Annotated in this window: 21 protein-coding genes; 13 read left to right on the top strand and 8 right to left on the bottom strand. The window is 66.9% G+C overall.

What is annotated here, in order from left to right; translation table 11 throughout:
• Positions 1-176: 176 nt before the first annotated feature.
• Positions 177-827, top strand: coding sequence for an ammonium transporter (locus IU448_RS14745; RefSeq protein WP_195056063.1), 651 nt, complete (start codon positions 177-179; stop codon positions 825-827).
• A gap of 138 nt (positions 828-965) precedes the next feature.
• On the opposite strand, the gene IU448_RS14740 is transcribed toward IU448_RS14745, so the two are convergent.
• Positions 966-1262: a hypothetical protein gene (locus IU448_RS14740; RefSeq protein ID WP_195056062.1), complete on the bottom strand. Its 297-nt coding sequence runs from the start codon at positions 1260-1262 to the stop codon at positions 966-968.
• 394 nt (positions 1263-1656) lie between these two features.
• Between IU448_RS14740 and IU448_RS14735 the strand changes: the two genes are divergently transcribed.
• Positions 1657-2292: an ammonium transporter gene (locus tag IU448_RS14735; protein ID WP_195056061.1), complete on the top strand. Its 636-nt coding sequence runs from the start codon at positions 1657-1659 to the stop codon at positions 2290-2292.
• A 77-nt stretch (positions 2293-2369) separates the two neighbouring features.
• On the opposite strand, the gene IU448_RS14730 is transcribed toward IU448_RS14735, so the two are convergent.
• Positions 2370-3164, bottom strand: a complete 795-nt coding sequence (locus IU448_RS14730; protein ID WP_195056060.1) for an LLM class F420-dependent oxidoreductase — start codon at positions 3162-3164, stop codon at positions 2370-2372.
• Between the two features lie 269 nt (positions 3165-3433).
• Here IU448_RS14730 and IU448_RS14725 point away from each other — a divergent pair, with 269 nt between their 5' ends.
• The 3 genes from IU448_RS14725 to IU448_RS14715 are packed head-to-tail and all read left to right on the top strand — an operon-like array spanning position 3434 to position 5370.
• Positions 3434-3790, top strand: coding sequence for a DUF1048 domain-containing protein (locus IU448_RS14725; protein WP_195056059.1), 357 nt, complete (start codon positions 3434-3436; stop codon positions 3788-3790).
• 10 nt (positions 3791-3800) lie between these two features.
• The gene (locus IU448_RS14720; RefSeq protein WP_195056058.1) at positions 3801-4601 is read left to right on the top strand and encodes an ABC transporter ATP-binding protein; all 801 of its coding nucleotides are present in this window, start codon (positions 3801-3803) and stop codon (positions 4599-4601) included.
• A gap of 7 nt (positions 4602-4608) precedes the next feature.
• Positions 4609-5370 (top strand): ABC transporter permease, encoded by a 762-nt coding sequence (locus tag IU448_RS14715; RefSeq protein WP_195056057.1) that lies wholly within the window; start codon positions 4609-4611, stop codon positions 5368-5370.
• Positions 5371-5720: 350 nt separating this feature from the next.
• On the opposite strand, the gene IU448_RS14710 is transcribed toward IU448_RS14715, so the two are convergent.
• The 4 genes from IU448_RS14710 to IU448_RS14695 are packed head-to-tail and all read right to left on the bottom strand — an operon-like array spanning position 5721 to position 9657.
• The gene (locus IU448_RS14710; RefSeq protein ID WP_195056056.1) at positions 5721-7157 is read right to left on the bottom strand and encodes an MmgE/PrpD family protein; all 1437 of its coding nucleotides are present in this window, start codon (positions 7155-7157) and stop codon (positions 5721-5723) included.
• Between the two features lie 45 nt (positions 7158-7202).
• Entirely contained in the window at positions 7203-8042 is an 840-nt protein-coding gene (locus tag IU448_RS14705) for a cyclase family protein (protein WP_195056055.1), read from the bottom strand.
• Positions 8039-8878 (bottom strand): HpcH/HpaI aldolase/citrate lyase family protein, encoded by an 840-nt coding sequence (locus IU448_RS14700; RefSeq protein ID WP_195056054.1) that lies wholly within the window; start codon positions 8876-8878, stop codon positions 8039-8041. Before IU448_RS14700 ends, IU448_RS14705 begins: the two co-directional genes overlap by 4 nt.
• The gene (locus IU448_RS14695) at positions 8875-9657 is read right to left on the bottom strand and encodes an IclR family transcriptional regulator (protein ID WP_195056053.1); all 783 of its coding nucleotides are present in this window, start codon (positions 9655-9657) and stop codon (positions 8875-8877) included. Before IU448_RS14695 ends, IU448_RS14700 begins: the two co-directional genes overlap by 4 nt.
• Positions 9658-9902: 245 nt before the next feature.
• Between IU448_RS14695 and IU448_RS14690 the strand changes: the two genes are divergently transcribed.
• The 6 genes from IU448_RS14690 (at position 9903) to pip (ending at position 17145) form a co-directional block, all read left to right on the top strand.
• Positions 9903-11270, top strand: coding sequence for an FAD-binding protein (locus IU448_RS14690; protein WP_195056052.1), 1368 nt, complete (start codon positions 9903-9905; stop codon positions 11268-11270).
• Positions 11271-11330: 60 nt separating this feature from the next.
• A complete protein-coding gene (locus IU448_RS14685; protein ID WP_195056051.1) occupies positions 11331-12791 on the top strand; it encodes a dihydroorotase in 1461 nt (486 codons plus the stop codon).
• A gap of 11 nt (positions 12792-12802) precedes the next feature.
• Complete coding sequence (locus tag IU448_RS14680) at positions 12803-14011, top strand: CaiB/BaiF CoA transferase family protein (RefSeq protein WP_195056050.1); 1209 nt, start codon at positions 12803-12805, stop codon at positions 14009-14011.
• A 31-nt stretch (positions 14012-14042) separates the two neighbouring features.
• Positions 14043-15329, top strand: a complete 1287-nt coding sequence (locus IU448_RS14675) for an MFS transporter (protein ID WP_195056049.1) — start codon at positions 14043-14045, stop codon at positions 15327-15329.
• Positions 15330-15542: 213 nt separating this feature from the next.
• On the top strand, positions 15543-16079 hold the full coding sequence (locus tag IU448_RS14670) for a hypothetical protein (RefSeq protein ID WP_195056048.1): 537 nt from the start codon (positions 15543-15545) through the stop codon (positions 16077-16079).
• A gap of 94 nt (positions 16080-16173) precedes the next feature.
• Positions 16174-17145, top strand: a complete 972-nt coding sequence (gene pip / locus IU448_RS14665) for a prolyl aminopeptidase (protein WP_324188597.1) — start codon at positions 16174-16176, stop codon at positions 17143-17145.
• A 134-nt stretch (positions 17146-17279) separates the two neighbouring features.
• Here pip and IU448_RS14660 read toward each other — a convergent pair whose 3' ends face one another.
• Entirely contained in the window at positions 17280-18266 is a 987-nt protein-coding gene (locus IU448_RS14660; protein WP_195056047.1) for an Rpn family recombination-promoting nuclease/putative transposase, read from the bottom strand.
• Between the two features lie 89 nt (positions 18267-18355).
• Between IU448_RS14660 and IU448_RS14655 the strand changes: the two genes are divergently transcribed.
• Entirely contained in the window at positions 18356-19429 is a 1074-nt protein-coding gene (locus tag IU448_RS14655) for an ABC transporter ATP-binding protein (RefSeq protein WP_195056046.1), read from the top strand.
• A gap of 34 nt (positions 19430-19463) precedes the next feature.
• On the opposite strand, the gene IU448_RS14650 is transcribed toward IU448_RS14655, so the two are convergent.
• A complete protein-coding gene (locus IU448_RS14650) occupies positions 19464-19970 on the bottom strand; it encodes a winged helix-turn-helix transcriptional regulator (protein WP_195056045.1) in 507 nt (168 codons plus the stop codon).
• Positions 19971-20073: 103 nt separating this feature from the next.
• Here IU448_RS14650 and IU448_RS14645 point away from each other — a divergent pair, with 103 nt between their 5' ends.
• Complete coding sequence (locus tag IU448_RS14645; protein ID WP_195056044.1) at positions 20074-21243, top strand: thiolase family protein; 1170 nt, start codon at positions 20074-20076, stop codon at positions 21241-21243.
• Positions 21244-21278 lie beyond the last annotated feature (35 nt).

Genomic DNA, 21278 nt, shown 5'->3' with positions numbered 1-21278 from the left:
CGGAGCCGGGGTTTTCCACGAAATCCCACCCTCCGCAGACCTTTCGGAGCGTAGTGTCTGGACTGTTCGAAAACGCCGGTGATCAGGTGATTCCCCCGGCGGATACGAACAGCGTGCTCGTCCCAGCTGTAAACCATCCTTTGCGAACAAAGTGATCAGATCGGACGTGTGAACTCATGAAGATCCGCAAGTTTGTCGCGGCCGTGGTGCCGCTGATAGCCGCCGCGACCTTCGGTTCGGCCGCCGCTCAAGCGGCCCCCACCACCACCCCGGATATCGGTTACCGCACCGAACTGGCCGGCGATACCGTTGTCACCACACTCACCCACGGCACTTTCGAATCGGCCGGTGAAAACGTCGATATCGTCGACGAATCCGGCGCCACCGTGGTCACCCTGCCGCTGTCGGTACGCGAGGGCACCGTCGAATACCCACTGCCCCATGAAATCCGGGAGGACGGCCGGGTTCTCGAACTCACCGCGGTGAAGGATCCCGCGACCGCGCGGCCCGCCGCCGAGTTCGTGGCCTCACCGCAGGAGAACCTGGCGGCCCAGAACAATTTCGCTTCGCAGTTCGGGCTTGCCACCGCGATCGGCGGGTTCATCGGTACCGCGATCGGTGCGCTGGTGGGGCTGACCGGAATCGTGACCGGACCGGGCGTCGTCGCCAGTATCATCGCGGGCGCCACCATCGGGGGAATCATCGGCACGATAGCCGTCGGCGGCCCCACGCTGGTCATCGCGGCGGTGGATCTGGTCAATACTCTCAACGCGGCACCGGGCACCACCAAGTGGGCGCCGAAGCAACAGGTGGCTCCGCAGAACTGACAACCTCGGGGCCTGAGCGTCCGGCACTGCCGGGACTCGATGTCCGGCCCGATACGAATTCATCGGGACCCGTTGTACAGCGGGTCCCGATGAGTTCGACAGTCTCGGGATTCGTGGTGGCCGATGTCAGCCGGGGGCTCAGTGTTCGTCGTAGTGGCCGTCGTGGGGGGCGTGGCGGTGGCCGTCGTGGATGTAGTCGACATGGTCACCGTGCGGGACGGCCACATGGCCGCAGCCTTCACCGTGCACATGGTCGTGGCTGTTGTGTTCGGTATGCCCGGCGGGTTCGCATTCGTCGTAGTGGCCGGCATGCTCGCGGTGGAGGTGGCCGTCGTGGACGTAATCCACATGGTCGCCGTGCGGTACCGCGACATGCCCGCAGTCCGGTCCGTGTCGGTGATCGTGTTCGGTGTGCTGAGCATGTGCCGTTGTCATGGGTGTTCCTTCTTTTCTCGGGACGGTCAGCTGGAACTACGCACGCAATTACATTATCAAGTGCGCATCACTGCAGATAGCCACAAATTGGCTGACGTCGCGACCGAGGGGGTGGTCAACACGCACACGAGGGCAGGGGCGGAGTCACTGCCGCCGGGCGACTGATCGATACAACCCCGCAGACAATGCCCGATAGCCGATTCATCCCATCTTTAAAGTTTCACGGAAAAAATTCCACTAAATTCTGTCGCACTTGCGCCTCGACAGCGTAGTGTCTCAAATGCTCGAAACCGCCCGGACACAGCCGTTTCGGTCCGGCGGAACTCGGTCGGCTCGGTCGTCCCGGCGGTTACCACCCTTGGCGACACCGTGATCAGATCGGACATGTGAACCAATGAGGATCCGCAAGATTGCCGCGGCCGCCGTGCCGCTCATTGCCACCGCGACCTTCGGCGCGTCGACTGCCTACGCGGCCCCGGCCGCCACCCCGGATATCGGTTACCGCACCGAACTGGTCGGCAACACCGTTGTCACCACCCTCACCCACGGCACCTTCGAGGTAGCCGGGGGAACCGTCGGTATCGTCGACGAGTCGGGTGCCACCGTGGTCACCCTGCCGCTGGCGGTACGCGAAGGCGGCACCGAGTACCCGCTGCCGCACGCGGTCCGGGACGAAGGCCGAGTACTGGAGCTCACCGCCGTCAAGGATCCGGCGGCAGCACGCCCGGCCGCCGAACCGGTGGCGTCCCCGCAGGAGAACATGGCGGCTCAGGACAATCTCACCTCGCAGATCGGCCTCGCCAGCGCAATCGGCGGACTCATCGGAACAGTTCTCGGAGCCGGTATCGGGCTGCTCGTCACCGTGGGAACCGGCGTCGGCATACCCGCCGGGATCGTCAGCGGCGCGGCCATCGGCGGTGTGATCGGCACGATCGTCGTCGGCGGCCCCACTCTGATCGTCGCCGGCGTGGACATGATCAACACCTTCCTCGCCCCGCCGGGAACCACCCGGTGGGCCGAGGACAAGTAGGCGGCAGCCACTTCGAAGTACCGCACGGCCATGCCCCGAGCAGTTCAGGGGGCATGGCCGTTGCGCGTCGCGACGACTCAGGCGATACCGCTGACCGGCTCCGGGTTGGCCTGGTCCCGCCAGGCGATCGCCTCTTTGACCTGCGTCAGGTCGTAATCGGGACCGTTGACCCCCACGGTGAACAGGGTCGCCCCCGCGGCGTGGTAGGCGGGGGCCGCTTCACCGCCCGGCCAGGCCACCGACCGTTCGATCTTCGCCGGTTCCCGGCCGACCCGGGTGCAGTGCTCCTCGAGCACCTGGCTCTTGTGGGTGAACACGTCCAGTTCACCGAAGCTGTGCCAGATCTGGGCGTACTCGGCCACCAGCCGCAGCGTTTTCTTCTCGCCACCACCGCCGATGAGGACCGGGATCTCCCGGACCGGCTGCGGGTTCAGCTTTCCCAGCCGATTCGTAATCCGGGGCAGGTACTCCTTCAGCAGGTCCAACCGGGTGCCCGCGGTGCCGAAATCGTAGCCGTATTCGTCGTAATCCCGTTCGAACCAGCCCGACCCGATCCCCAGGATGAGCCGGCCGCCGCTGATCTGGTCGACGGTGCGAGCCATATCGGCGAGCAGATCGGGATTGCGGTAACCGCCACCGGTGACCAGCGCACCGATCTCGACCCGCTCGGTCTGCTCGGCGAATGCGCCGAGCATGGTCCAGCATTCGAAGTGGGCGCCGTCGGGGTCGCCGTAGAGGGGATAGAAGTGGTCCCAGTTGAACACGATATCCACGCCGGCGTCCTCGGCCCGCAACACCGCATCGCGTATGAGTCCGTAATCGGGGGCGTGCTGGGGCTGGAGTTGCATTCCGATCCGAACCGGTCGGCTCATCTACTCGACTCCTCGTAGTCAGGTTGTTTCCCGATCCCGAGGCTACCGCCGCCACGGCGATTCGGCCCGGTATGCCATCGGATACGGCCACCGTCTGCGGCTTCGGCACTTGCCGCGGCCGCCCCACTCCCGTCGCCCCGGATTTGATCGCCCAACACGGGGCTTGCATGTACGTATATGTCTACTTATAGTTAGCTCACGCGATGTACGTGTACATCTACTTATATTCACCTCGGTTGCGAGGCGCACGGAACGGAAGGCAGACAGCCATGGACATCTCGAATCTCACTGCGAAAGTGGCCGGCGATCTCGGCGACAAACGGCGGTGGCGGCAGTACAAGGCCCGGGCGCGCCGGCTACCCCCGAATCAGCGCACAGCGATCGAAGGTTTCGAGCGGTACCTGCTGCACACCGGCCGGGTAGGCGGCGTCTCGATCTTCGAGGACCTGACCGACCTGTTCGAGCGGAGTGCGACCGAGAGCACCCCGATTCGCGAAATCGTCGGCGCGGACCCCGTGGAGTTCATCGAGTCGTTCGCGCGGAACTACCCCGAGGACTCGTGGATCGGCCGGGAACGGGCCCGGCTGATCCACACCATCGACCTCGCGGCCGACGCGGGAAATTAGAGGCATTCCGATGACTACACAACAAGCTCCGGCGATCCGTGTGCAGGGTCTGGAAAAGTCCTACAACAAGCTGGAGGTGCTGCGCGGCGTCGACCTGGTGGTCGAACGGGGCAGCATATTCGCCCTCCTCGGCTCGAACGGGGCCGGCAAGACCACTCTGGTGAAAATCCTGTCCACACTTTTGAAAGCCGACTCCGGGGCAGCCTGGGTCAACGGCTTCGATATTGCCGCGCAGCCGGGTGAGGTGCGCGAATCCATCAGCCTCACCGGGCAGTTCGCCGCCGTCGACGAAATCCTCAGCGGCCGGGAAAACCTCGTGCTCATCGCCAAGCTCCGGCATCTGAAGAACGCCGAGCAGATCGCCGACAGCCTGCTCGAGCGGTTCTCACTCACCGACGCGGCCGGCCGGAAGGTTTCCACCTACTCCGGTGGTATGCGCCGGCGCCTCGATATCGCCATGAGCCTCATCGGGAATCCACCGGTGGTCTTCCTGGACGAACCGACCACCGGGCTGGACCCCCAGGCTCGCGTCGAGGTATGGCAGGCAGTGGCCGAACTCGCCGAACAGGGCACAACGGTGCTGCTCACCACCCAATACCTGGAGGAAGCCGAACAACTCGCCGACCGGATCGCGATCCTGCACCGGGGCCGGATCATCGTCGACGGCACCCTCGCCGAACTGAAGCAACTACTCCCGCCCGCCGAGGTGGAATACGTCGAGAAGCAGCCCAGCCTCGAAGACATCTTCTTCGCTCTCGTCGGCGACAACGACCCCACCGGAACCGGCCGCAGCGCGGCACGGACGAACTAGGACCACGATGACCACGCACTTCTTCCCCGATACCACCCTGCTGCTGGGTCGGTCCCTGCGCCATATCACCCGCAGCATGGACACCATCATCACGACCACGATCATGCCGATCGCGTTCATGCTGTTGTTCGTCTATGTTTTCGGCGGCGCGATCGATTCGGGATCGGATTCCTATGTGCAGTATCTGCTACCCGGAATCCTGCTCATCACCATCGCCTCCGGTATCTCCTACACCGCATTCCGGCTGTTCCTCGATATGCAAAGCGGAATTTTCGAACGCTTCCAGTCGATGCCGATCGCACGCTCCTCGGTGCTGTGGGCGCATGTGCTGACCTCGCTGGTCGCGAACCTGATCTCGGTCGTGGTCGTCGTACTCGTCGCCCTGCTCATGGGGTTCCGGTCGAGCGCCGGGCTGCCGGCCTGGCTGGCGGTCGCGGGCATCCTGATCATGTTCACCCTCGCGCTGACCTGGATCGCGGTCATCCCCGGCCTCACCGCGAAATCACCCGACGGAGCCAGCGCCTTCTCCTACCCCCTGATCTTCCTGCCCTTCATCAGCTCGGCGTTCGTACCCACCGACACCATGCCCGGCCCGTTGCGGGCTTTCGCCGAGAACCAGCCGGTGACCTCCATCATCGACGCCATCCGCGATCTGCTCACCCGGCAACCGGTCGGCACCGATATCTGGATCGCGCTCGCCTGGTGCGTCGGCATCCTCGTGGTCGCCTACCTGTTCGCCATGAGCGTCTACCGCCGCAAGATCTCCTGACCGACCGGCTGCGATCGCTTGTTCCGGCCCACCCACAGTGGGCCGGAACGACATGGTTCGCGGGCGACCGAGGGCGCGCCCCGACGGTGACCGATGTCCGCCGGTCCGCTCACCGTGCGCAGTGTCGTCATACGAATCGCGTTCATGCAGGAAGCGACCACCCGTATTTCCGGGATGAGAAGTACACCCGGGCGGTGGAATACATTCGGCGCTGCGGCCTCATCCCCGAGCAGGTGAACGATGTGCTCGGGAACAACGCCGCGGCACTGTACGACGGAACGCGGTGAGCCGCGGTGGAGCGCATCCCCGTGGTGCGGGGTGACGCGCTCCACCGCGAAGGCCGGGCGGGATCAGCCGCGCACGGCAGCCATGAGGGTTACCAGTGAATCGGCCCCGGGCAGGGCGAGTGCGTATCCGGCCACCGCGCGGGCGGATTCCGGCGTCAGCCGGCCCTCGACATTGAGATCGAACTTCTCGGTGAGTTCGTCGTCGGAGAGCGGGTTCGCCGGCCCGCCGCGGTTGTGGTCCACGCGGGCCTGGTGCCAGGCGCCGTCGCGGGTGCGCACGCGCAGCACGGCCGGGAACTGGTGCGGGTAGATCTCGTCGCACCGGTCGTCGCCGTGGCAGGTGACCAGCCGCGCGAGTTCCAGAGTGCGCGGATCCTTCGCCGCCGCGTCGGTGAAATCGGCATGCCCGACCCCGAGGCCCGAGCCGCCGAGCAGCGCGCGGGCCACCGTGAACGGGCCGGAGAACGCCGCGTGGTACCCGGATTCGGGGGCGGCCTTCGCGGCGGGCGGTTCGGCAATGGTGCGCAGCACCGGTTTCGGTACGCCGAGCTCGATTTCCACGATCTCGGCGGGGTCTACGTCGCGGCGCAGGATACGAGCCGCGTCGATACCGGCGTGGGTGAAATGATTGCACGGGTAGGGCTTGAAGAAGATGCCGGGCAGTTCCCAGTGCTCACCGAGCCGGTCGACGACCTTGGCGGTATCGGCCCGGTCGCCGCAGAAAGCGTGCAGGAAACCGAACCGGCCTTCGATCACCGTGGGCGGGCCGGTGAGTCCGTGCCGCGCGAATTCCGCTGCTGTGACACCGGAATGCGCCGCCCACCCGCAATGTGCGCGTTTGACGGTGCCGCCGGTGCGGTTGGCCTCCAGCAGACCGGCGCCGAAACTCGCGGCGATACCCATGGCGTCGGCGACACCCTCGGCATCCAGGCCGTACAGCATGGCCGCGGCGGCGGCCGAACCGACGGCGCCGCAGATGGAGGTGGCGTGCTGGCCACGTTCGAAGAATTCCGAATTACCGAGTTCCTCGTCGTAGCCGCCCATTCCGAGCCGTACCGCGATTTCGATACCCACGCCCGCGGCGTCGAGGACCGCGGCCCCGGTGGCCGCGGTCGCCTCACCGACCGCGAGCGCGGCGGGGACGACCGACGCCGACGGGTGCAGTACCGACGGCAGGTGGGTGTCGTCGGAATCCATCGAATGGGCGAGGGTGCCGTTGATCAACGCCGCGGTGGCGGCGGGGAATTGTTCGCCGGTGCCGATACCGGTGGCGCGGGCGGCGCCGGCCCAATCGCGGGCCACGGCGGTGACCGCGCGGGCCGAGGGCTGATCGTGCGCGGCGAGCGAGTTCCCGAGGACGTCGAGAACGCGGCGGGCCACGTCTTTGCGGAGCTCACCCGGAAGTCCTTCGGCGCGGGTCCGATCGGCCAGGGCCGCGAGACGGCCGACGACAGTGTTCGCCAGGTCGTGGCGAGTACTGGCACCGTGCTGATCAGGCATTACAGGATCCCTCCGTGGTGACGTCCCGTTTCCGGACCGGTCCGTTCATTTGCCGACCACCGCCACCGGGCGTACGGGCGATCCGGTGCCGCCGGTGATCCGCAACGGCGCCATGACGAAGGTGAACTCGGTGAGCCCGCGCTCGCCGGCCGCCTCGAGGTTCAGGTGTTCGATGATGTGGATGCCGTTCTCCACCAGCAGCACCCGGTGCACGGGCAGCACACTGTGTCCCTTACCTGCCGGAATGTGCTCGAATGCGGTGGTATCCGCGCCGGCCGCCACGATTCCCGCGGCCGCCAGCCACTGCGCGGCGGCCACATCGGGGCCGGGTACGCCGTCCTGCTGGCCGAGATAGCGTGCAGCGTCTTCGAAATGGCGGGCCCAGCCGGTGCGGATGAGCACCACATCGCCGCGTCGGGGGGTCACCCCGGCGGCGTCGGCGGCATCGCGCAGGTCCTGTTCCGTGACGGCCTGGCCGGCTTCGAGGGCCTCGACACCGCGCACCCGCGGGATATCCAGCAGCACACCGCGGCGCAGCATGAACGGGATGTTCTCCGCACCGTGCTTCGAATGGCGGCCGCCGCGCTGAGCTTCCTCGGCGTCGATATCGCCGTGCAGTTTGCCGCAGTGGCTGACGTGCGAAAGCGCATCCACGTGGGTGCCCACGTGACCGCCGGTCACGATGATCTCATTGGAGGCCGAGCCGCCGTCGGGGCGGACCATATCGCCGTGCCGGCGGATGAGAGTCATCCGGAAACCGGGGTGGTTGGGCGAACACGGCATGCCGGTCGTGTACGGATGCCCGAGCTCGACCACATCGAGTTCGCTGCCCACCACGGCGTTCAACAGTGCGTCCGGGCCCGCGGTGACGGTTTGTTCGGTCATGCTTTCACTCCTCGTGCTGCTGTGGCCTGGGCGCGATCGAGGACCACGCGGGCGCCTGCGACCACGGCGGGGTCGATGAATCTGCCGTTCTCGTCGAGGACAGCGGATTCGCCGGCCGCTATGGAGGCGGCCGCCCGGTCGACGATTCGGCGCGCCCGGTCCTGTTCCTCCGCTGTCGGCGTGTAGGCCGTGTTGACGATGTCGATCTGATCGGGGTGGATGACGGAGCGGCCGAAGAATCCCTGGGCGCGTCCGGTCCGCGACGTTTCGGCCAGGCCCACCGGATCGTCCACAGCCGTCCACACGCTCTGCACCGGCGAGGACAGCCCGGCCGCTCGGGCCGCGGTGACGATCCAGCCGCGCGCCCAGGCCAGCCCCTCGGGTTCGGTGCGCATATCGGCGGCGAGATCCGCCTCGCCCAGCGCGATACCGGTGACCCGCGGGTGACAGCGGGCGATCTGCGGGGCTGCGAGCAGGCCCGCGGCGGATTCGATGGTGGCGTGCACGGGGCAGCGGAGACGTTCCGCGATCGCGGCCACCGAGCCGGGATCGTCGGATTTCGGCAATCGAACCCCGGCCGGTTCGGGGCCGGCTGCCAGGGCAGTGAGTTCGCGATCGAGCCATTGCGTCCCGAGCGCGTTGAGCCGCAGCCAGACCTGCCGTTGCGGCGGCACCGCCCCCAGAGCCTCGAGCGCGTTGGCCAGCGCCTGGTCTTTCGCGCCCACCGGGACGGCGTCCTCGAGGTCGATCACCACGGCGTCGGCGGCACTATCGATAGCCTTGCCGATGCGGTCGGCGCGGTGTCCGGGAACGTAGAGCCAACTGCGCGGAGTCATATCGCCTCCACCGTCGACCGGTGGCCGAGCGCACGCGAAACCCGCTGCGCCGCTTCGCGCAACGCGTTCTCGTGCCGGTCGCAGGCTTCTTCGGTCATCCGGTAGCTCGGCCCGCATACCGAAACCGAGCCGATCACCGCACCGTCGGCGCCGAACACCGGTGCCGCGATCGACCCGGCGCCCTCCTGTCGTTCACCGGTCGACCGGCACACTCCGCGCTCCCGGGCCGCGCGCAGCGCCGCACGCAGAGCTTCGGGGTCGACGATGGTGGTGGCGGTGAGCCGCGGCAGCGGACGGGACAGCAGATCCTCCTGCTCCTCGTCGGACAGATAGGCCAGGATGATCCGCCCCGACGAGCCGCTGTGCAGTTCGAAGCGCCGGCCGAGTTCCACGGTCATCTTGATTTCCTGCGTGCTCTCGACCTGGTCCAGGTACACCCGCCCGCCCGGCAGGCGTCCGGTCACCGTTGCGGTCTCACCGGTGGCGCGCTGGAGTTCCACCAGCGCGTCCCGGGCCATCCGGCGCAGCGGGGAGACGTCCAACGCCCGGGCGCCCAGGGTCGCGGCGGCCGGGCCCAGCAGGTAGCGGCGGGTTTCGGGCTCGTAGAGCAGCAGCCCGCATTCCACGAAGGTGGTGAGGATACGGTGCGCGACGGCCTTGGAGATACCGGTCGAGCGGGCGATCTCCGAAACGCCGAGGGCGCTGGACCGGCGACCGAACTCGAGCAGCACCTCAGCTGCCCGCGCGGCCGATGTGGTGCCGCCACTCGAGGGCTCCATCGTGGCTCCGTTCTCCGGGGTGGATTCGTTGTCCGCCGGCCCCGCCGCATGGGACGGGACCGACCAAGCGCTGAACAAGTTGTACCGCTTAGCGAAACGATTGTCTAGCCACCTTCTGTCGGCCGTCGCCCGGTTTCCACTGAGTAAATCCGTTCAACAGGCACTTGTGCACAGATTGCCGAACGTGCATAGTGCAGGGGACCACATTCTTGCGTTCCGCTAGCCGGAACACGATAGGAGGAAGCGTGGACGGTCCGGATTTCGATCTCGTCGTCGCCGGCGCCGGCGGCGGACTCGTCGCTGCGCTGCGCGCCGCCGAACTCGGCGCGAACGTCCTGGTGATCGACGCCGACGAGTACTTCCAGCGCGGTAACAACACCTCGATGTGCACCGCGATGATTCCGGCTGCCGGAACCCGCTGGCAGGAAGCGGCCGGAGTCCACGACAGCCCGGACCGCTTCCTCGACGACATCGCCCGCAAAACCGGTGGCACCGCCGACCGGCGCGTGGCCGGCGCACTCGCCGAAGCCAGCGCCCGGCTGGTGACCTGGCTCGCTGACAGTCAGCAACTCGAGCTCGAACTGGTCACCGATTTCCGCTACCCCGGCCATACCGCCGACCGCTGCCACAGCATCCCCGGACGGCACGGCTCCCGGCTGCTCCGGCATCTGGTGCAGCGCGCGCAAGCGCATCCCCGGATCGAACTCATCGCACCGATGAGCCTGCGTGCTGTGCACACCAGCGGCGGGCGGGTCACCGGGGTGGAGATCGCCACCCCCGACGGCAACAGCGAACACCTGACCACCGGGGCTGTCCTGCTGGCGACGAACGGTTTCGGCGCCGATCGCGAGCTGGTCCGCCGCCATCTGCCGGAAATAGCCGATGCCCACTACCACGGCGGCCAGTTCAGCCGCGGCGACGCGCTCCGGATCGGTGGCGAACTCGGCGCCGACAGCGCGTTCCTGGACGCCTATCAGGGTCATGCCGCGCTGTCGTCGCGCAGCCAGACGCTCATCGGCTGGGCGACCGTCGTACACGGCGGTGTCATCGTCGACAGCACCGGCCGGCGTTTCGCCCCGGAAACCACCGGATACTCCGAGTTCGCCGCTATTCTTGCCGGCCGGCCCGGCGGTACCGGCTGGATCGTCATCGACGAGCACATCGAGGAACTGTGCTCGGTATTCGACGATTTCCGGACCGTCGCCGAGAGCGGTTCGCTGATCCGGGCCGCCACCGCAACCGGACTGGCCGAAAGCATCGGGGTGCCCGCCGCGGCCCTCGACGACGAACTCGCCGCGGCCCATCGCGCCGCCACCGGAGCCGAACCAGACCGGCAGGGCCGCACCGACGCCCGCCATCCGCTGACCGCGCCCTACATCGCGATCGCGATCACCCCCGCCCTGTTCCACACCCAGGGCGGTCTCGTCGTGGACCAACATGCACGAGTACTCGCCGGTGGCACCCCGATCCCCGGCCTGTACGCCGCCGGCGGCGCAGCCATCGGAATCTCCGGCCACGGCGCCGGCGGTTACCTAGCGGGCAACGGGCTCATCACCGCACTCGGTCTGGCCTTCCTCGCCGCCGAGCATGCGCACAGCGCCGTCGCTGTCTGACGGCGCCGGCACGCCGCCCACACAACAGAACAACTGTCCAGATATTCGCCAGGAGAAGAAATGACCACCTACCTGATCAAGAACGGCACCGTCGTACGCACCGAGGACACGGCTCCCGCCGAAGGCGAGATCGCCGATATCCTCGTCGTCGACGGCAAGATCGCGGCCATCGGGCCCGATCTGAACGCCGAAGGCGCGGAAATCGTCGACGCGACAGGAAAACTGGTCTTTCCCGGCGTTGTCGACGCACACCAGCACTGGGGTATCTACAACCCGCTGTCCGAGGACACGCAGACCGAGTCCCGCGCCAGCGCGCAGGGCGGCGTCACCACCGCGCTCACCTATATGCGCACCGGCCAGTACTACCTGAACAAGGGCGGCGCCTACGCCGACTTCTTCCCCGAGGTGCTGGACGCCTCCGCGGGCCGCAGCTATATCGACTACGCCTTCCACCTGGCGCCGATGTCGAAGCAGCACATCGGCGAGATCGGTGACCTTGCGTCGGACCAGGGCGTGACCTCGTTCAAGATCTTCATGTTCTACGGCAGCCACGGCCTGCACGGCCGCTCCGCCTCGCAGAGCGATTTTCTGATGATCCCCGAGGACGAACGCTACGACATCGCGCATTTCGAGTTCGTCATGCGCGGCGTGCAGAAAGCCCGCGAACAGTTCCCCGAACTCGCCCCGCATATCTCGCTGTCGCTGCACTGCGAGACCGCCGAAATCATGAGCGCCTACACCAAGCTCGTCGAAGAAGAAGGCAAGCTCACCGGTCTCGCCGCCTACAGCGCTTCCCGGCCGCAGCATTCCGAGGGCCTCGCGGTGACCATCGCCTCCTTCCTCGCCGACGAGACCGGCCTGCCGAATATCAACCTGCTGCACCTCAGCTCGGCCAAGGCGCTGAAGGCCGCCATGAAGATGGCCGAGGCGTTCCCGCACGTGAACTTCCGCCGCGAGGTCACCATCGGTCATCTGCTCACCGATATCGACAACGCGAACGGTCTGGGCGCCAAGGTGAATCCGCCGATCCGCCCGCGCGAGGACGTCGAAGCGCTGTGGGAGCATCTGCTCGCTGGGAACATCGACTGGGTCGTCTCCGACCACGCCTGCTGCAAGGACGAGGTGAAATTCGGTGCGGACCGCGACGATGTGTTCGCCGCCAAGTCCGGTTTCGGCGGTACCGAGTACCTGCTTCCCGGCCTGATCACCGAGGGCCGCAAGCGCGGCCTGTCGCTGCGCCGTATCGCCCAGCTCACTGCCTCGAACCCGGCCGACCGTTACGGCCTGCCCGGTAAGGGCCGCCTCGCCGAGGGCGTCGACGCCGATATCGCCATCGTCGACCCCAACCGCACCTGGACCGTGCGCGCCGCCGATTCCGAATCCACCCAGGAATACACCCCGTTCGAAGGTTTCGAGCTCGGCGCCGCCGTCACCGACACCTTCGTCCGCGGTAACCGGGTGCTGGCCGACGGCGCGGTCACCGGCGAACCCGCCGGCCGCTACATCTCCCGGCCGTACTGAGAGGTGTGCAGTTGACCGACGAGAAACAGCCGACCGGCCCGCTGCGCGGTATCAAGGTCCTGGATGCCTCCACCATCCTGGCCGGACCGCTCGCCGCGCAGATCCTGGGCGATTTCGGCGCCGACGTCATCAAGATCGAACATCCGCAGAAACCGGACGGAATGCGCGGCCACGGTCTCGACAAGGGCGGTGTGCCGCTGTGGTGGAAGATGGTCAGCCGTAACAAGCAGACCGTCACGCTGAACCTCAGCACCCTCGACGGGCAGGCGATCTTCCGGGATCTCGCCGCCGAAGCCGATGTGGTGGTCGAGAACTTCCGGCCCGGCACGTTCGAACGCTGGGGTCTTTCCTACGCGGAACTTTCCGAGCGCAATCCGGGACTGATCATGTTGCGAGTCACCGGGTTCGGGCAGCAGGGACCGTACGCCAAACGTCCCGCGTTCGGCACGTTGGTGGAATCGATGAGCGGTTTCGCCCATCTCACCGGCCAACCCGACGGACCGCCCACCCTGCCGGCCTTCGGGCTCGCCGATTCCATTGCCGGCATCGCCGGTTCGTCGGCGGTCTCGATGGCGCTGTTCGAACGCGAACGCAACGGCGGCACCGGCCAGGAGGTCGATCTCGACCTGCTCAGTCCGATCATGACCGCCGTCGGCCCCGGGGTCATCTACGCCGACCAACTCGGCATCGACCAGCAGCGCACCGGTAACCGGTCGCAGAACAACGCCCCGCGCAACCTGTACCGCACCGCCGACGACCACTGGCTGGCGATCTCCACCAGCGCACAGGCCATCGCCGAACGGGTGCTGCGGCTCGTCGGGCATCCCGAAGTGATCGACGAGGAATGGTTCGCCACCGGGCGCACCCGCGCCGAACACGCCGACCTCCTCGACGAATACGTGGGCGGCTGGATCGCCGAACGCACCCGCGACGAGGTCACCAGCATTTTCGAAGAAGCCGGCGCCGCCGTGGCACCGGTGTACCGGCCGAGCGATCTGCTCAAAGATCCCCAAGTCGTCGCCACCGACATGGTCACCAGCGTCGACGACGACGAACTCGGCCCCATGCGCATGCAGAACGTCATGTGGCGCATGACCCGATCCCCCGGTGCGATCCGTCACACCGGTAGACCCGCCGGTGCCGATACCGACAAGGTCCTCACCCACCTCGGGCGTACGCGCGAGGACATCGACGACCTGCGGGCGCGCGGGGTCATCTGACCCCGCGACTGCTTCATCCGAGGAGTACGTTATGAAATCGCGTTGGTGGACAATCGCCATCATTCTGGGCCTGGTGGTGGTGAATTACGTCGATCGCAGCGCCATCTCGTTCGCTGCCACCGATCTGCGTGCCGAATTCGGGATCACGTCCGGCCAGTACGGCGTCATCAGTTCCGCATTCTCGATCGGCTACATGCTGTTCGCCCTGCTGTCCGGGCCGCTGGTCGACCGGTACGGGTCCCGGAAAGTGCTCATGGTGGGCATGTTCATCTGGGCCGCCGCCACCGCCCTGACCCCGTTCGCCGGTGGATTCATCGGCCTCATCCTGCTGCGCATCGTCCTCGGAGCCGGTGAAGCACCCTGCTTCCCGGCGGCCACCCGGCTCGCCAGCCGCTGGCTGCCCGCCCACGAACGCGGTAAAGCACTCGCCCTCATCGGCGGGGTCGCCGTTTCCGGCAGCCTGCTCGTCGGCGGCCCGATCCTCACCCAGCTGATCGCGCTCACCGGCTGGAAGGGCATGTTCTGGGTGCTGGCCGCGGCCGGCGTGGTCTGGGTGATCGTGGCCTACCCGTTCCTGAAGAACTCGCCCAGCGAAGCCTCTTTCGTCTCGAAGGAAGAACTGGACTACATCCGGGCCGGGCAGATCGACGGCGAAGACACCGGTCACGAGTCGAGCACCGACTGGGGCGAGATCCTGCGCAACCGCAACCTGTGGCTGGTCGGCCTCGGTTACTTCGCGTGGGGATTCATGTTCTGGGCGTTCATGTATTGGCTCCCGCAGTACCTGGAACACGAGTTCGGGCTCTCCATCAAGGAAGTCGGCGCGTTCTCGGTGGCACCGTGGGCAGCCGGTGTGGTGGGTGCGCTGCTCGGCGGCATCCTGGTCGACCGGGTGTACAAACGCACCGCGAGCATCCGCTCCCGGTTCGTGATCATCGGGGTCGCGTTGCTGCTCGCGGGTATCTCGATCTTGCCGATCCTGTTCTTCGGCAGCAACCTCACCATCGCCCTGATCTGCATCTCGGCGGGTGTCGGCTTCGGTTTCATCACCGGCGGTATCTGGTGGGTCGCCTCGATCGACGCGGCGCCGAGCCAGCCCGGCACCGCCGCCGGTTTCGCCGATGCCTGCTTCGCCCTCTCCGGCATCATCGCCCCGTCGGTGATGGGCTTCATCGTGGGTCGCACCGGCACCTACAACGGCGGATTCATCGTCATGACGGTTCTGTGCCTGATCGGCGCCGCGGCCATGCTCTTGTTCACCAAAGAGCCGGAGCGTGCCCAGAGCGGACCCGATCAGGAGTTCGCCCCCGCAAAATGATCCACACCCGGCGTGTGCACTGCATACCGGGTGAGACGGCGCCGCGTGATCGATGAGGGTTCACGCGGCGCCGTCGCACCGAACTCCGGCGCCGCTCTCGCCTCCCTCCAGAGAGCGGCGCCGGACCCGTGCCGGGTTCGGTAACGGAAACCCCTCCGCAATAAGGCTCTTCATTCCGATGCCACAGCTCGTCCGGTGTGGTTCGATTGCGGTGTGGACGGCAAGGGGGAACGCCCGGTGTGGCGGAATATTCTGATCACCGTACTGATCCGCGGAGTCATGGGGTGTGTGGGGCTTGCGCTGACACTCGGCGCATTGTTCTTCCTCACCCACCCGATCAACGTCATCGCCTATTACCTGGGCTACGGCGAGGAGATGCGGGTCGAAGTCATCGAAGCCGGCCGCGGCGACTCCTCCTTCGGCCGCGGCGCCGAACCGGGGCAGGCCCGTGTACTCGGCGAAGACCGAACAGTCGGCGTATTCGAGACTTCCGTCGGTGATGTGGTGATTGCCCGGCCGAGGCTTCTCGACCTCGGCGCCGCGGAAATGCGCTACGCCTACACCGGGCATGCTTCGGTACTGCCCGGGCTGACCTCGATATTCGGCGTTCTCGTACTGGGATTTCCCGGACTACTGCTCCTGATCGGCGGCTTCGGCCCGAAGTTCGTGCTCGTTCGATTCACTCCGCTGCTGAACAGATTCAACGCCTGGGCGGTGAAGAAATCGGGGCAGCCACAACGCGAGCGCTGACACTTTCATCCACGACAGTGGGTCCCTCGCGGCGAGCAGGCGGCGCCGGAACCTTGGCCCAGGACGGCTACGAGCTTCGGTACGGTTGGCCGTTGTGCCGACCTCGCAGCCGAAATTGCCGTTCCCCGAATGCGTTCCCTACGCGTGCGGGCTGCTCGATATCGGCGACGACAACCAGATGTATTGGGAAACGAGCGGAAACCCGCACGGGCGACCCGCTCTCGTCGTGCACGGCGGCCCCGGCGCCGGTGGTAGTCGAGGAGCGCGCCGGACGTTCGATCCGGACGTGTTCCGGATCGTGCTGTTCGACCAACGCGGCTGTGGCGAGAGCCGGCCGCACGCGTCGCTGCCCACCACCGAGATGGCGCACAACACCACCGGCCATCTGATCGCCGATATGGAGCGGCTGCGGGAACACCTCGGTATCCGACGCTGGCTGCTCTACGGCGGTTCGTGGGGTTCCACCCTGATCCTCGCCTACGCCGAGCGGTACCCGGAGCGGGTCAGCGGGATCGTGCTGGTCGGCGTGACGATGACCCGCCCGCAAGAAGTCGACTGGCTCTACCACGGCCTCCGTCTGCTGCTGCCGATCGAATGGGAGCGGTTTCGCGCCGGTGTCCCCGCCGAGGACCGGGACGGAAACCTGGTCGAAGCATACCGGCGGCTGATGGAACATCCCGATCCGGCGGTCCGCGAAACGGCCGCCCGCAACTGGTGTGCTTGGGAGGACGCAGTCATCGCCCACGAAACATCGGGTGCTCCCGGCCAGTACACCGCGCAACCGGATGCCGCGCTGATGGCGTTCGTCCGTATCTGCACCCATTACTTCGCACACACCGCCTGGCTCGACCACGACCAGCTACTACGCGACGCACACCGGCTCGCCGGAATACCCGGTGTCCTCATCCACGGCCGCCTCGACCTGTCCGCACCACTGCACACAGCCTGGGAACTCGCCCGCGCCTGGCCGGACGCCGAACTCCGGGTCATCGACGACTCCGGCCATACCGGCAGTCCGGCCATGCGCACCGCCATCTTCGAATCGATCGACCGATTCACCGGTTGACCTGACCTTCTCCAGGTTTGCGACTCGGGCCGCCCAGACGTCACCCGGCGTAGAGCTCGCGCTCGACTTCCTACCGGCCGTTACACGCGGACCCGGTCTGCTACGCAGCTGAGTTTTGCGATACTGGTGCCGGGTCAGGCAGGACCGAAGATCTCCTCCAGAGTGGCCGCGGTGAGCACCCGCGGCGTCCACGCCTCCAGCTCGTCGATGTCGGCGGAGCGCACCCGATGGACCGTCTCGGCGGGCGGCGTCCCGAATTTGGCGGCCAACAGTTTGAGCAGCATCCGAGCCGCCTCTTCAGCGCGACCTTCGGCGTGACCTTCGGCGCGGAGTCGTTCTGCGGTGGTCACAGCTACCTCCTTGGCTCGCTGACCGAGCTGATTCAACAGGGCCTGCAGGTCTTCGAGACCGGTATCGCCCTCCAGGAAAATGTACTCGAATATCCGCGACAGGTCATCCGTGGTCAGGTCGCTCAGATCGGCGAGAAAGGGTTGCAGATCGTGGCCGAGGTTCGTGTTCTTGGCGGTGATCTTGTGCAGGATCAGCACCAGCCGCGCCGGCGGGGTCAGATCACGGGCCTGGATCGCGGCGATATCGACCTGGGACAGGTCATCGAGCAGAATCTTCAAGCTCGGCAGATACCCGGCCAGTTCGGCACGAGCCGCGTCGTCGATATCGATCAACTCGCCCAGTTCGGTCGGATAGTTCCACTGCTCACCCCTGGGCCCGGAATGCACGACCAGCGGAACGACGGCCGGAAGGGCCTTGCTGTTCGGGTGCGCATCGAGGTGCTGAGTCCAGGTCATGAGTATGTAGCGCAGCATCCGCATCGGCATGAACCGGTCCGGGCACGACTGGTGCTCGACGAGGACATACACGTAGGCGTCGTAGCCGGACAGGCGGGTACGGAACAGCAGATCACTGTAGAACGCGCGCAGCCGACACGCCGACCAGGCCCCGTATACGGTTGGACCGATCGACCGCCAGGTTTCGCGGTTATCCCCTCGGCCGCCGCGCCCCGGCCGGTACCTGTGGGAGCGCGCCGAACGGGTGGACAGTGGGTCGGTTCGCTGGCACGATTTGCTCCGGAAACCTACAGACCATGCGGAGCTCGAGAACACCGGCGGTAGCCTCTGACGCCATGACCACGCATATGTTGCGAATTCGCTCCACTTCGCGTGTTCCAATCGGTGAAGGGAAGTGAACAGCCGTGGCCACGGTGACCTTTGATCGCGCCACCCGGCAGTACCCGGGTGCCAAGACGCCCGCCGTCGATCAGCTCCAGCTCGAAATCGCCGACGGCGAGTTCCTGGTGCTGGTGGGCCCGTCGGGCTGCGGGAAGTCGACTTCGCTGCGGATGCTGGCCGGGCTCGAGGAGGTCACCGGCGGGCGCATCCTCATCGGCGATCGCGATGTCACCGATACCGATCCGAAGGATCGCGATATCGCGATGGTCTTCCAGAACTATGCGCTGTACCCGCATATGACCGTCGCCGAGAACATGGGGTTCGCGCTCAAACTGGCGAAGGTGAACAAGGACGAGAAGAAGCGCCGGGTGCTGGAGGCGGCCCGCCTGCTCGACCTGGAACCGTTCCTGGACCGGCTGCCGAAGGCGCTGTCCGGCGGCCAGCGGCAGCGGGTCGCGATGGGCCGGGCCATCGTGCGGGATCCGCAGGTGTTCCTGATGGACGAACCGCTGTCCAACCTGGACGCGAAGCTACGCGTGCAGACGCGCACCCAGATCGCGCAGCTGCAGCGCCGGCTGTCGACAACCACCGTCTACGTCACCCACGACCAGGTGGAAGCCATGACCATGGGTGACCGGGTCGCGGTCATGCGCGACGGCCTGCTGCAACAGTGCGCCTCCCCGCGCGACCTCTACCGCGATCCCGCGAACGTCTTCGTCGCCGGTTTCATGGGTTCACCGGCCATGAACCTGTTCACGCTCCCGGTGACCGACGCAGCCGTCCGGGTCGGCGGATACACCCTGCAACTGCCGCGTTCGGTGGCCGACGAGGCGGGCGCCTCGGTGACGATCGGGATCCGCCCCGAACATCTCGACACCGGCGAATCCGGTATCGAAATCGAGGTCGACGTGGTCGAGGAACTCGGCTCCGACGCGTTCATCTACGGCCGCCCCGCCGACCACACCGAAGGTGTCGAGACGATCGTGGCACGCACCGACTGGCGCACCCCGCCGGCCAAGGGCAGCCGCGTACATCTCACCCCTGGACCTGACCACATCTACTTCTTCGCCGCCGACGACGGCCGCCGCCTGCACTGACAGGGCACGCACGCGGAGCAGCCGGCCTGCTCCGTCACGATGAGCGCCCGCGCCGCCGGGTAGCGCGCCATTGCTCGTTGAGGCGAACCCCCAGCTCGTCGACCCCGATCTCGCGGCCGGACGCGCTACGGACCTGCACCCGGATCGGGTCGCCGGTGGCGGCCTCGACCAGATCCAGCGGCGGGGGGCCGGGCTGGAGGTAGGCATTGCCCCACTGCATGAGGGCGAGTACCACCGGGAGCAGATCGCGGCCTTTGCGGGTGAGGATGTACTCGTGGCGGGTGCGTTTGCCCTCCTCCTGATAGGGCTGTTTGGTGAACAGGCCCGCCTCGGTGAGTTTGCGCAGCTGACCGGAGACGGCTGCGTCGGTGATGCCGACCCGGGCGGCGAATCCGTCGAAGCGGGTGGTGCCGTAGTAGGCCTCGCGCAGGATGAGGATCGCCGAGCGGGTTCCGACCACGTCCATGGCCAGCGCGATCGAGCAGTGGTCCGGTTTCCACGAGTTCAGATCGGCCAGGGGGCCTTCCATCACGGCTGCCATGGCCTCATTCTATCCACCCTGGCTTGCCCCAGGTGGTGCCAGCGCCTACTCTGGCTTTATATAACTTTAGCCAGAGGCGGCTCTGGCGGCGGAAGGAATCACCATGCGAGACGCGGTCATCGTCGATGCCGTCCGGACCCCGATCGGGCGCGGCAGAGCCGGCGGCGCCCTCCACTCCGTACATCCGGTCGATCTCATGGCGCACAGCCTGGGAGCCCTGGTCGAACGCACCGGGATCGACCCCGCGCTGGTCGACGATGTGATCGGTGGAGTCGTCGGCCAGGTCGGCGAACAGGGCGTGAACATGACCCGCCGCGCCGCACTGGCCGCCGGATTCCCGGAATCGGTCCCCGCCACCACCGTGGACCGGCAGTGCGGCAGCAGCCAGCAGGCCGTACATTTCGCCGCCCAGGGGGTGATCGCCGGCGCCTACGACATGGTGATCGCCACCGGCGTCGAATCCATGAGCCGGGTCCCGATGGGTGCGAGCGCAGCGGGCGCCGACGACCTCTCCGGTGCCGGCTTCGCGCAGCGCTACCCGGAAGGACTGGTCCCCCAAGGGATCAGCGCCGAACTCATCGCCGCGAAATGGGCAATCTCGCGAACCGAACTCGACGAGTTCGCGCTCGGCAGCCACGAAAAGGCGGTCCGTGCCACGAAGAACGGCCGGTTCACCGCCGAACTCGCACCGCTGGCCGGGCTGGACACCGACGAAGGTATCCGCACCGGCTCCACCCTCGACACTCTCGCGGCCCTGCGCCCCGCCTACTACGACGAGGCGATGGCCCGGCGCTTCCCGGAGATCGGCTGGAACATCACCGCCGCCACCGCCAGCCAGATCAGCGATGGCAGCGCCGCGGTTCTCATCACCACCAGCGAGCGAGCCCGCGAACTCGGCCTGCGCCCGCTGGCACGCCTGCACAGTTTCGCGGTGGCGGGCGACGACCCGCTACTCATGCTCACCGCGGTGATCCCCGCGACCCGCAAAGTGCTGAACCGGGCGGGACTCACCCTCGACGATATCGACCTGATCGAGATCAACGAGGCGTTCGCGTCGGTGGTCTCGGCGTGGACGCATGATACCGGCGCCGACCCGGCACGGGTGAACGTCAACGGCGGCGCGATCGCCCTCGGCCACCCCCTGGGCGCCTCCGGAGCCCGGTTGATGACAACACTCGTCCACGCGATGCACGACCGCGGCGCCCGCTACGGCCTGCAAACCATGTGCGAAGCCGGTGGCCTTGCCAACGCCACTATCCTCGAACGCCTCTGAACCGGGCGGCGCGAAGCACCGGGCCCTGCGGGTTC

The organism is Nocardia flavorosea (assembly GCF_015477805.1).
Classification (GTDB): domain Bacteria; phylum Actinomycetota; class Actinomycetes; order Mycobacteriales; family Mycobacteriaceae; genus Nocardia; species Nocardia flavorosea_A.
The sequence above is the reverse complement of the archived record's forward strand: the minus strand, read 5'-3'. Positions and strand labels throughout refer to the sequence as shown.